This window comes from Pseudomonas sp. W2Jun17, assembly GCF_023127795.1.
GTDB classification, from domain to species: Bacteria; Pseudomonadota; Gammaproteobacteria; order Pseudomonadales; family Pseudomonadaceae; genus Aquipseudomonas; species Aquipseudomonas synxantha_A.
Genome location: NZ_SPKO01000025.1, coordinates 308,190 through 320,358, shown reverse-complemented (window position 1 = coordinate 320,358; position 12,169 = coordinate 308,190). Strand labels below are relative to the sequence as shown.

At 60.2% G+C, this 12,169-nt stretch carries 8 protein-coding genes; 6 read left to right on the top strand and 2 right to left on the bottom strand.

The features are described from left to right. Nucleotides 1-39: 39 nt before the first annotated feature. The 6 genes from E4O98_RS15000 to E4O98_RS14975 all read left to right on the top strand — a co-directional run bounded on the left by E4O98_RS15000 (nucleotide 40) and on the right by E4O98_RS14975 (nucleotide 8,160). A complete protein-coding gene (locus E4O98_RS15000; RefSeq protein WP_005783973.1) occupies nucleotides 40-1,776 on the top strand; it encodes a glucan biosynthesis protein G in 1,737 nt (578 codons plus the stop codon). Continuing rightward, the gene (gene mdoH, locus E4O98_RS14995; protein ID WP_005783974.1) at nucleotides 1,769-4,339 is read left to right on the top strand and encodes a glucans biosynthesis glucosyltransferase MdoH; all 2,571 of its coding nucleotides are present in this window, start codon (nucleotides 1,769-1,771) and stop codon (nucleotides 4,337-4,339) included. The genes E4O98_RS15000 and mdoH overlap by 8 nt, the downstream gene beginning before the upstream one ends. A 187-nt stretch (nucleotides 4,340-4,526) precedes the next feature. Beyond that, the gene (locus tag E4O98_RS14990; RefSeq protein ID WP_032878330.1) at nucleotides 4,527-5,327 is read left to right on the top strand and encodes a transporter substrate-binding domain-containing protein; all 801 of its coding nucleotides are present in this window, start codon (nucleotides 4,527-4,529) and stop codon (nucleotides 5,325-5,327) included. A gap of 219 nt (nucleotides 5,328-5,546) precedes the next feature. Continuing rightward, entirely contained in the window at nucleotides 5,547-6,344 is a 798-nt protein-coding gene (locus tag E4O98_RS14985) for a transporter substrate-binding domain-containing protein (RefSeq protein ID WP_005783978.1), read from the top strand. A 129-nt stretch (nucleotides 6,345-6,473) separates the two neighbouring features. Then, the gene (locus E4O98_RS14980; protein WP_248135634.1) at nucleotides 6,474-7,433 is read left to right on the top strand and encodes an amino acid ABC transporter permease; all 960 of its coding nucleotides are present in this window, start codon (nucleotides 6,474-6,476) and stop codon (nucleotides 7,431-7,433) included. Continuing rightward, complete coding sequence (locus tag E4O98_RS14975; protein ID WP_032878328.1) at nucleotides 7,426-8,160, top strand: amino acid ABC transporter ATP-binding protein; 735 nt, start codon at nucleotides 7,426-7,428, stop codon at nucleotides 8,158-8,160. The genes E4O98_RS14980 and E4O98_RS14975 overlap by 8 nt, the downstream gene beginning before the upstream one ends. Nucleotides 8,161-8,164: 4 nt before the next feature. On the opposite strand, the gene E4O98_RS14970 is transcribed toward E4O98_RS14975, so the two are convergent. Next, the gene (locus tag E4O98_RS14970; protein WP_103733947.1) at nucleotides 8,165-10,072 is read right to left on the bottom strand and encodes a methyl-accepting chemotaxis protein; all 1,908 of its coding nucleotides are present in this window, start codon (nucleotides 10,070-10,072) and stop codon (nucleotides 8,165-8,167) included. A gap of 178 nt (nucleotides 10,073-10,250) precedes the next feature. Further along, entirely contained in the window at nucleotides 10,251-12,167 is a 1,917-nt protein-coding gene (locus E4O98_RS14965; protein WP_005783986.1) for a methyl-accepting chemotaxis protein, read from the bottom strand. Nucleotides 12,168-12,169 lie beyond the last annotated feature (2 nt).

Below are 12,169 nucleotides of genomic sequence, written 5' to 3'. Positions count from 1 at the left end.
GCCGTTGGTTTTTTGATCTGTTTTCGGCGAGGGTTGCTCGTGATTGTTAGTCCCTGTAATGCACCAAAATTGTCTGCCAAACGGTTACGAAACGCACTGGTAACGGGCTCTGCCCTGTTTTGCCTGTTCGGCGCGGGTCAACTGTGGGCATTCAGTCTGGATGATGTGTCGGCCAAGGCAAAAGAGCTGGCCGGGCAGAAATACGAAGCTCCGCGCAGCAATCTGCCGAACGAATTCCGCGAAATGAAATTCGCTGACTACCAGAAGATTCGTTTCCGCAACGAAAAAGCCGAGTGGGCCGATCAGAACACCCCGTTCAAGCTGTCCTTCTATCACCAGGGTATGCATTTCGATACGCCGGTGAAAATCAATGAAGTCACCGCCGACAGCGTGCATGAAATCAAGTACGACCCGACTCGCTTCGATTTCGGTGACGTGAAATTTGATCCCAAAGCCACCGAACAGCTGGGCTATGCCGGTTTCCGTGTGCTTTTCCCGATCAACAAGGCCGACAAGCAAGACGAAATCATGACCATGCTCGGCGCGAGCTATTTCCGCGTCGTCGGCAAGGACCAGGTGTATGGCCTGTCTGCCCGTGGCATGGCTATCGATACCGCGCTGCCGTCCGGTGAAGAGTTCCCACGGTTCACCGAGTTCTGGATCGAGCGACCAAAGCCGGGCGACAAGCACCTGGTGATCTTCGCCCTGCTGGACTCGCCGCGCGCTACCGGTGCCTATCGCCTGATCCTGCGCCCCGGCACTGACACCGTGGTCGATGTGAAATCCCAGATGTTCCTGCGCGACAAGGTCAGCAAGCTGGGGGTTGCCCCGTTGACCTCGATGTTCCTGTTCGGCGCCAACCAGCCTTCCAAGGTGCTTAACTACCGTCGCGAGCTCCACGATTCCAGCGGCCTGTCGATCCACGCCGGCAATGGCGAGTGGATCTGGCGCCCGTTGAACAACCCTAAACACCTGTCGGTCAGCAACTTCAGCGTCGAGAACCCGCGTGGCTTCGGCCTGCTGCAACGTGGCCGCAACTTCAGCCACTACGAAGACCTGGACGACAACTACGACAAGCGCCCAAGCGCCTGGATCGAACCTGAAGGCGATTGGGGCAAGGGCTCCGTTGACCTGGTAGAGATCCCGACAGCCGATGAAACCAACGACAACATCGTGGCGTTCTGGAGTCCGGCCGAACTGCCGGAAGTCGGCAAGCCGCTGGACATCGCCTACCGTCTGCACTGGACCCTGGACGACGCTGCATTCCATTCGCCGGACAGCGCTTGGGTCAAGCAGACCCTGCGTTCTACCGGTGACGTGAAGCAATCCAACCTGATCCGTCAGCCCGATGGCAGCGTGGCCTACCTGGTGGACTTCGAGGGCCCAGCCCTGAAGAAACTGCTGCCGGACGCCCCGGTGCGCAGCCAGGTGAGCGTGGGCGACAACGCCGAACTGGTTGAAAACAGTGTGCGCTACAACGAACACACCAAAGGCTGGCGCTTGACTCTGCGTATGAAGATCAAGGACGCAGGCAAACCGACCGAAATGCGTGCGGCACTGGTGCAGGATGTGGTGCAACCAGCGCCTGAGCCGGTTTCCAATCACGTGTTGAAGGCTGACAAAGTCCTGGCCAAGCAGCACGAGAAACAGGCCAGGAAAGACGCAAAAGACAAGCAAGACCCGCAGCCAGAAGCTGCCCCAGCCACACCGGAGCCGGCCAAGACCGAACAAGTCCTGACCGAAACCTGGAGCTATCAGTTGCCTGCCGATGAGTAATTCAAATGTCCGGCCAGAGACTCTGAGCGAGTATCTGGCGCACCTCCCGTTGACCGCTGAGCAGCGCGCCGAGCTGGCGGGCTGCAACTCGTTCAGCGAATTGCACGAACGCTTGTCGTCGTCGACTTTCGACGCACCGACTGAGGCCGCCCAGGCTTCGGTCGGCCGTCGCTTGACCCTCAACAGCGCCGAAGAGCTGCAAGACGCCGAGATGCTGGCGCTCGACGCCAGCGGTCGCGTGTGTCTTAAAGCCACGCCGCCGATCCGCCGGACCAAAGTGGTGCCCGAGCCCTGGCGCACCAACATCCTGGTGCGCGGCTGGCGCCGGATGACGGGTCGCACCAATCCGCCCAAGCCACCCAAGGATGAGCGCGTACTGCCCGCTGCCCGCTGGCGTACCGTGGGCTCGATCCGTCGCTATATCCTGCTGGTGTTGATGCTGGGCCAGACCATTGTCGCCGGCTGGTACATGAAAGGCATCATGCCGTACCAGGGCTGGTCGCTGGTCGACTTCGATGAAATCCGCAACCAGACCCTGCTGCAAACCGCCACTCAGGTAATGCCTTACGCGCTGCAAACCAGCATCCTGATCATGTTCGGGATTCTGTTCTGCTGGGTCTCGGCCGGTTTCTGGACCGCACTCATGGGCTTCCTGGAGCTGCTGACCGGTCACGATAAATACCGAATCTCCGGTAAAAGTGCCGGTAACGAGCCAATTCCGAAGGATGCGCGCACCGCACTGGTAATGCCGATCTGCAACGAAGACGTGCCGCGGGTATTCGCAGGTTTGCGTGCCACGTTCGAATCGGTAGCCGCCACCGGTGACCTGGATCGCTTCGATTTCTTTGTGCTCAGCGACAGTAACGACGCCGACATCTGCATCGCCGAACAGCAAGCCTGGCTCGACGTGTGCCGCGAAGCTGGCGGCTTTGGCAAGATCTTCTATCGCCGCCGCCGCCGTCGTGTAAAGCGCAAGAGCGGCAACCTCGACGACTTCTGCCGTCGCTGGGGTGGCGACTACAAATACATGGTCGTTCTCGACGCTGACTCCGTGATGAGCGGCGAATGCCTGACCAGCCTGGTACGCCTGATGGAAGCCACGCCGGATGCGGGGATTATCCAGACCGCGCCGCGGGCGTCGGGCATGGACACTCTGTATGCGCGTATGCAGCAGTTCGCTACCCGCGTATACGGCCCATTGTTTACCGCCGGCCTGCACTTCTGGCAGTTGGGTGAATCCCACTACTGGGGTCACAACGCCATTATCCGCATGAAGCCGTTTATCGAGCACTGCGCCCTGGCGCCGTTGCCAGGTAAGGGCGCATTCGCCGGTGCAATCCTTTCCCACGACTTCGTTGAAGCCGCGCTGATGCGCCGTGCCGGCTGGGGCGTGTGGATTGCCTACGACTTGCCGGGCAGTTACGAAGAACTGCCGCCGAACCTGCTGGACGAACTCAAGCGTGACCGTCGCTGGTGCCACGGTAACCTGATGAACTTCCGCCTGTTCCTGGTTAAAGGCATGCACCCGGTGCACCGTGCGGTGTTCCTGACCGGCGTGATGTCCTACCTGTCGGCGCCGTTGTGGTTCTTCTTCCTGGTGTTGTCCACGGCGTTGCTGGCGGTGAACACCCTGATGGAGCCGCAGTACTTCATGGCGCCGCGCCAGTTGTACCCACTATGGCCACAATGGCACCCGGACAAGGCGGTGGCGCTGTTCTCCACCACCATCGTGCTGTTGTTCCTGCCCAAGCTGCTCAGCATCATCCTGATCTGGGCCAAGGGTGCCAAGGAGTTCGGCGGCAAGTTCAAGGTGACCTTGTCGATGCTGCTGGAGATGCTGTTCTCCATGCTGCTGGCGCCGGTGCGGATGATTTTCCACACCCGTTTCGTCCTCGCCGCTTTCCTCGGTTGGGCTGCCACCTGGAACTCGCCGCAGCGTGACGACGACTCCACGCCTTGGAGTGAAGCGGTCAAGCGTCACGGCCCGCAAACTATCCTCGGCTTCCTGTGGGCACTGTTGGTGGTGTGGTTGAACCCAAGTTTCCTGTGGTGGCTGGTGCCGATTGTCGGCTCGCTGATGCTGTCGATTCCGGTGTCGGTGATTTCCAGCCGGGTCAAGCTGGGCCTCAAGTCCCGTGACGAGAGCCTGTTCCTGATCCCCGAGGAGTACAATCCGCCGCAAGCGCTGCTGTCGACCGAGAAGTACACCCACGAAAACCGTTGGCACGCCCTCAATGACGGTTTCGTGCGTTCGGTGGTCGACCCGCAGCAGAACGCCCTGGCCTGTGCCTTGGCGACCTCGCGTCACCGTGAGGCCGAGCCGATCGAGTATCTGCGCATGGAGCGCGTTCGCCATGCGTTGAAAGTCGGCCCTGCCGGCCTCAACAACAGCGAACGCCTGGCCCTGCTCAGCGACCCGGTAGCCCTGGCTCGCCTGCATGAGCAGGTCTGGAACGAAGGTCATGCCGAGTGGCTCGGTGCCTGGCGTGCTTCGATCAAGGCAGATCCGCACGCGCCATTGCTGCCTCTGCAACCGCAGTCGCCGCAGGCCCAACCGGCCTGATTCAGACGCCCCCGAGGGCTCGCCTCGGGGGCGCTGCAGACGCTGGTCCTACAGCGTTTACAGTCGCTTCCTTTTATCCCTAACTCCTTGTTATTTCGAAACAAAAGACCTTTGATCGAGGCATATTGTCGTGCCTGTCGCTGGGTTAGCATCGCCCCCCAAAATTTGACTCGCCACGGGGGCATTCATGATCAAAAGGTATTGTTCGGTATTGCTGGTTAGCGTTTTCCTATGGGCTTACGCGGGTCTGCTGAGTGCGGGCGCCCTGGACGATGCTGTTCGTCGCGGCGTGTTGAAGGTGGGGACCACGCCCAATTACGTGCCCTTCGAGATGCTCGATAAGCAGGGGCGCATCGTCGGTTTTGAAATTGACTTGCTCCGCGCCATGAGCCGTGCACTGGGCGTGGAACTTGAGCTGATTGCGGTGCCCTATACGGATTTGGTACCGGGGTTGATGGCGAAGAAATTCGACCTGATTGGCAGTGGCATGACCGTCACCCAAGAGCGCAACCTGAAGCTCAACTTCAGCGACTCTTTCATTGTGGTGGGTCAGACCGTGCTGCTGCACCCCCGCCTGGCCGGCATCGTTTCCAGCATCGAAGAGCTGGACGACGCCAGCTACCGGGTGGTGACTATCCAGGGCACGACCGGAGAGGCAGCAGCCCAGCGTTTTCTGGGGGCTGCTCAACTGAGCACGGTGACGACACCGGAAGACGGTGTGCGGCAGGTCGTGGAAGGCAAGTTCGATGCGTTTATCCATGATGCGCCCTACAACCTGATCGCGATGAGCCGGCCGCAGAACAGCGCCTTGTTGACACTGGAACAACCCTTCACCTTTGAGCCCCTGGCGTTTGGTTTGAAAAAGGGTGATTACGACAGCCTCAACTGGATCAATCACTTTCTCAACCAGATCGCTCAGGATGGCTCCTACGATCACCTGCATGACAAGTGGTTCAGGGACACGGCCTGGATGGCAGAGATTGAGTGATCGTCATAACTACTTACACATCAATCAATTGTCGAGGGGCTGCGTAGACGCGTCTACCCCTGCGCTTGACTGCACCGCCGTAGGACTTTTACGACATACGCCGATAACATTTACCGCTGAAACCTTTGTGACGGACAACGAGTGGGTTAGGATCGCATCCCGAAATGGCGCAGCCCTTTTGTGCGCCGACCTTATAAGAATCGTTCAGGGGTCTTGAAGATGAAAAAGTATCTTTCGATGCTGATGCTCGGCGTCACCGCGATGGTCGCTGCCACTGCGGCCCAGGCCGGTGCCATCGACGATGCGGTCAAGCGCGGCACGTTGAAAGTCGGCATGGACCCGACCTACATGCCGTTCGAAATGACTGACAAGCGCGGTGAAATCATCGGCTTCGAAGTCGACATCCTCAAGGCCATGGCCAAGTCCATGGGGGTCAAGCTGGAGCTGGTGTCCACCGGTTATGACGGCATCATCCCGGCCTTCCTGACCGGCAAGTTCGACATGATCGGCAGCGGCATGACCCTGACCCAGGAGCGCAACCTGCGCCTGAACTTCAGCGAACCCTTCATCGTGGTCGGCCAGACCCTGCTGATCCGCAAGGACCTGGAAGGCACCATCAAGTCCTACAAAGACCTGAACGATGAGAAATACCGTCTGACCTCCAAGCTCGGCACCACCGGTGAGATGGTCGCCAAAAAGCTGATTTCCAAGGCCAAGTACCACGGCTACGACAACGAGCAGGAAGGCGTGCTGGATGTGGTCAACGGCAAGGCTGACGCCTTCGTCTATGACGCACCGTATAACGTAGTAGCCGAGAAGAAAGTCGGCAACGGCAAGCTGGTGTTCCTGGAAGAACCCTTCACCTTTGAACCCCTGGCGTTCGGTTTGAAGAAAGGCGATTACGACAGCATCAACTTCATCAACAACTTCCTGCACCAGATCCGTAACGACGGCACCTACGATCGTATCCATGACAAGTGGTTCAAGAGCTCCGAGTGGCTCAAGGACATGGAATAAGGCCTGACACCGAGTTGCCTGCATCGCAGGCAAGCCAGCTCCCACATTTGACTGTATTTACACATCAAATGTGGGAGGGGGCTTGCCCTCGATGGCGGCCTATCAGGCAACACATATCCGGAAAGTGAAATGAAACAGAAAAAAGCCCAATGGCCCTGGCACCTGCTGACGGTGGTCGTGCTGGTCGGCCTGGCTGGCGCCTTGTACTACGCCACCTCGTTGATGTCCTACGAGTGGCGCTGGAACCGCGTGCCGCAATACTTCGCCTATCAAGCCGAAACCTCCCAGCGCGCCGCGGATATTTCCACCGTGGTCGATTTGGTGCGCAAAGGCGATGTGGCCGAAGTCACCCTGCGCAACGACGCGGGGGCCGAGCAAAAGCTCACGGTTGCCGACAACAGCCTGCAAGTGGCGCGCGGTGATGATGTGGCTGAGGGCGATGTGGTCGGCGTGACCCGCCAGTGGGCGTTGGGGCCGCTGATGTGGGGCTTGTGGACCACGCTGTGGCTGTCGGTGGTGTCCGGCATCCTGGGCTTGGCGATAGGTTTGGCGACCGGTTTGTGCCGGCTCTCCAAAAACCCGACCCTGCGGGATTTGTCGACGATCTACGTCGAACTGGTGCGCGGTACGCCGCTGCTGGTGCAGATTTTCATTTTCTATTTCTTCATCGGCACGGTGCTCAACCTCTCCCGGGAGTTTGCCGGGATCGCCGCGCTGTCGTTGTTCACCGGCGCCTACGTGGCCGAAATCGTCCGCGCCGGCGTGCAGTCCATCACTCGTGGCCAGGATGAAGCGGCGCGTTCCTTGGGCTTGAGCGCCAGCCAGTCGATGCGCCATGTGGTGTTACCGCAAGCCTTCAAGCGCGTGCTGCCACCCCTGGCCGGGCAATTTATCAGCTTGGTCAAGGACACGTCCCTGGTGTCGGTGATCGCGATTACCGAATTGCTCAAGAGTGGCCGCGAAGTGATCACCACCTCGTTTTCGCCATTCGAGATCCTGTTCTGTGTGGCAGGCCTGTACCTGCTGATCAACCTGCCGCTGTCGAAAATGGCCAGCCGGCTTGAGCGGAGGCTCGCCCAAAGTGATTGAAGTGCGCGATCTGGTAAAAGTCTTCGACACCCGTGGGCATGTGGTACGCGCGGTTGATCACGTCACCACCCAGGTGGCCAAGGGCGAAGTGCTGGTGGTCATTGGCCCGTCCGGTTCCGGCAAGTCCACCTTCCTGCGCTGCCTCAATGGGTTGGAGGAGTTCGACTCGGGCTCGGTGAGCATTGATGGCCTGCAATTGGCCGATCCTAAAACCGATGTGAACGCCTATCGCCGTGAAGTCGGCATGGTGTTTCAGCATTTCAACCTGTTCCCCCACATGACCGTGCTGGAAAACCTGTGCCTGGCGCAAAAGGTCGTGCGCAAGCGCGGCAAGCAAGAGCGCGAGGCCAAGGCCCTGGCTCTGTTGGAAAAGGTGGGTATCGCGCAGAAGGCCCATGAGTTTCCATCGCGCCTGTCTGGCGGCCAACAGCAGCGGGTCGCGATTGCCCGAGCGCTGGCCATGGAGCCCAAGGTGATGCTGTTTGACGAGCCCACCTCGGCGCTCGACCCGGAAATGGTTGGCGAAGTCCTCGACGTCATGAAGACCCTGGCCCTGGAAGGCATGACCATGGTCTGTGTGACCCACGAGATGGGCTTTGCCCGCGAAGTGGCGGACCGGGTGCTGTTCTTCGACCATGGCAAACTGCTCGAAGATGCCGCGCCCGCAGCCTTCTTTGCAGCCCCCCAGGACCCGCGGGCTCAAGCCTTCCTGCGCCAGGTGTTGTAACTGCTCAGACCTTGAACCGGCCTACCGAGCGCGCCAGGTCTGTGCCCAGGCGCGCCAGCTCGATGCTGGCCGCCGCCGTCTGCTCACTGGCGGTCGAGGTTTGTTCCGACGCATCCTTGACCTTCAGTACGCTGCGGTTGATCTCTTCGGCCACCGCGCTTTGCTCCTCGGCTGCTGCGGCAATCTGTGGGTTCATCTCCTGAATCACCGATACCGTACGGGTGATGTTGGCAAGAGCTGCGCCTGCGCGGCGCGTCAGCTCCACGCTGTTGTCGGTCAGGCTGAGACTGTTGTCCAGGATATCGGCGGTGTGTTGCGTGCCACGCTGCAAACCCTCGATCAACATCTCGATTTCCTCGGCTGATTGCTGGGTGCGCTGGGCCAGGGTGCGTACTTCGTCGGCCACTACAGCGAAACCGCGACCGGCTTCACCCGCGCGTGCCGCTTCGATAGCGGCGTTAAGGGCCAGCAGGTTGGTTTGCTCGGACACCGATTTGATCACCTCCAGCACGCTGCCGATCTTCTGGCTTTCCTGTTGCAAGCCTTGCATCGCCAGGCTCGAGCGGTTCATCTGCTCGGCCAGATGTTCGATATGGGTAATCGCTTCGGCCACCACCTGGTCGCCCACACCTGCTTGTTGATCAGCCTCAGTGGCGGCAATCGAGGCTTGCTCTGCGTGACGAGCGACCTCTTGGGAGGTAGCGAGCATTTCGTTCATGGCGGTGGCGACTTGCTCGGTTTCCAGTTTCTGGCCATTGACCCCGGCGCGGGTTTGCTCGGTGACGGCGGACAGTTGCTCGGCGGCGCTTGCGATCTGGCGGGCGCTGTCGTTGATACCGCCGATCAGGGCGCGCAGGTTGAGCGTCATCTGGCCGATGCTGCGTTGCAATTGGCCCAGTTCGTCGCGCCGCGAGGTAGTGATATCGTGGCTCAGGTCGCCCTCGGCGATGCGGTTGGCTGTCAGCAGCGCCTGGCGCAACGGCCGCACGATCTGGCCGGCGATCAGCCAGGCAGCGAGGGCCCCGAGCAGCAGCGCTGCGCCTGTCACGTAGAGCAACATCAGGCGAGCCAAGTCTGCTTCTTTGTCGCGTTGCAGGGTCTGTTCCTCGCTCAGGCGGTCGCTTTGCGAGAGTAACTGGTCCAGCCACTGCTCCAGTTGATTCTGGGTGTTTTCAACAGTGACCTGCGCGTCCTTGACGCGGTTGAGTTGGGCGCGATAGTCGAGCAGGGCGCTGTTCAGAGCGGTGCTGTCGACCGGTAAAGCCGTCACGGCAGACTGAGCACCGTCGAGGGCCTTGAGCGCGTCGTCCACGCCTTGGGTGTAAATCTGCAGTGTGTCTGCGGCCCATGCCGGTGCCTTGGCGCGGTCTTCGGCTTTTTCCAAGGCCAGGCGCAGGTTTTCCACGCTATCCAAGGCTTTCTCATCGTTCTGGTCGGGCAAGTCACTGGAAAATTGTCCAAGGGTGTCGCTGGCCGCCACAGAACTGCTGGTGAGCCCCTTCTGCGCTTGCTCACGTTGTTGCATCAAGGTGGGTAGCCCGCCCAGTGCGGTCTTGAAGCGCGCGCTGAGGCGACTGGAGTCTTGGACTTGCTGCAGATGTGCCTGGATTTTCAGGCGATCCGCCAACTCGACCAGGTAACCGTCGATTTTTTCCATGTGCCGGCCGATCTTGTCGAAGTTCGTCGGTTCATTGAGGGTGCGGTACAAAATCCGTTCGGCGCGTAGTTCTTCACCGGTCACGGCCAATCGAGAAAGAGTGGTCAAGGTTTGTGCACGAAAGAGCGAGTCGTTCAGTGCCTGCCATCCCGTCAGGGCGACAGCAATGCACAGTGCCAGCACCAGGCCGAAGCCAAGGATAAGCTTGAGGGTGACGCTGGTATTGCCCAATACGCGGGTCAGTGGTCGAAACATGATGCACCTCCATCAGCAAAGAGAAAGCGTCTCGCAGTCCGACTGACGCAGGTCAGGAGGAGTGGGAACGCTAAATCTTTTCGGCACGGGGCGCGTAAGAATTGACCTGAAAGACGTGTAGGAAATTTCACAAGTTGCAGGGAGGACCCCGCACGGGCCACTCCCTGGTGTGAGCGTGTCAGACCCTGAAGCGGCCGACCAATGCTTGCAGATGAATGCCCAGGCGCGCCAGTTCTGCACTCGACGCAGCGGTTTCTTCGCTGGCCGAGGACGTCTGTTCGGATACGTCACGCACATTCAACACGCTGCGGTTGATCTCTTCGGCTACGGCGCTCTGTTGCTCGGCGGCGGTGGCGATTTGTGAGTTCATCGCCTGGATGGTTGAAACCGTGCGGGTGATATTCGCCAATGCGCTGCCGGCGCGACGCGTCAGTTCAACGCTGCTGTCGGTCAGCCCGCGGCTGTTGTCCATGATGGAGGCCACCTGCTGGGTACCGTTTTGCAGGCCGACGATCAGCTCTTCAATCTCTTCGGTGGACTTCTGTGTGCGCTGGGCCAGGCTGCGCACTTCATCGGCCACCACCGCGAAGCCACGCCCGGCCTCCCCGGCACGCGCCGCTTCAATGGCTGCATTCAGCGCCAGCAGGTTGGTTTGCTGGGCGACGGATTTGATCACGTCAAGCACGCTGCCGATCTTGTCGCTTTCGCGCTTCAGATCGCCCATGGCGAGGGTGGAGTTGCCGACTTCGGTCGCCAGGCGTTCGATCTGGGCGATGGCTTCGCCGACCACCTTGTCACCTTCACGGGCCTGTTGGTCTGCGGCTACAGCAGCTTCCGAGGCTTGCTCGGCATTGCGTGCAACTTCCTGCACGGTGGCGGCCATTTCGTTCATGGCGGTGGCGACCTGATCGGTCTCGACCTTTTGGCTGTTGACCCCCGCGCTGGTCTGTTCAGTCACGGCCGACAACTGCTCGGCCGCGCTGGCGATCTGGGTGACGCCGTCGCTGATACCACCGATCAACGCGCGCAGGCCCACGGTCATGCTCTGCATGGCGCGTTGCAACTGGCCCAGCTCGTCCTGGCGGCCAGAGTCCAGGTTGTGGCTCAGGTCGCCGGAGGCCACGCGCTCGGCGACCTTGAGGGTCTGGTTTAGCGGGATGACGATCTGGCGGGTGATGGCCCAGGCTGCGAACAGGCCGAAGACCATCGCCAGTACGGTGGCGAGCAGCAACAGATACTTGGCCTGGGCCACATCGTGGTCGCGCACTGCGGTTTGCGACGTGGTGAGTTTCTCGCTATGGCCCAGCAGAATATCGCCCTGGGCGCTCATGATTTTAAGGGCGGCGGCACTGGCCACTTGGGAGTCGCGATATTGGCTGACGGCGGCGCGATAGGCTTGCAGTGAGACACCAGCCTCTTGCAGGTTGGCCTGGTAGGGCGCTGGCAGTTGGCTTTGCAGTTCGGTGATTTTTTTCAGGGCATTGTCGATGGCATCAAGGGCCGGTTGCTCGGCCTCGACTTTGCCGCTGTAGGTGTAGCCGCGTACCTGGAAGCGCGCTTGCTGGATCAGCTTGCTCAGGTCAACCACGCTGTTGAACTGGGTGACGCTGTCGCCTTGCAGGAGGCTTTTTTCAATCTCGTTGGTTTTGGCCACGGCATTGTCGGCGGTGTCGCCGAGCTTGCTGCGCGCGCCCTCACGCTTGAGGCCCGCCTGGACCATGGCCGCGAAGGCTTTTTTGTATTGGCTCAACGCTTCCTGTTGTTGTTCGACTAGGGCCTTGTCATTGGGCTGTTCGATTAACTGCGCGGCGGTTTCAAGGCCATTGTCCAACTGAGTAATCAGGCCGGTGACCGCGTCAGTGCCTTGTTCGCCGCGGCGCATATCAAAGTCCAGGCGCGCCAGGCGCAGGTCTTTGGTCAGGCCATTGAGGCTGGAGATAAAACCCAGCTTATCGCCGCGATTGATTACGTCGCCCAGGCCGGTCCAGCCGGTAAAGGTGATCAACAGCGTCAGGATCAACACCAGGCCAAAGCCGACGCTCAGCTTGCGGTTGACGCTTACATTCCCCAGTTTCTCGGCTAACCAACGATACATGC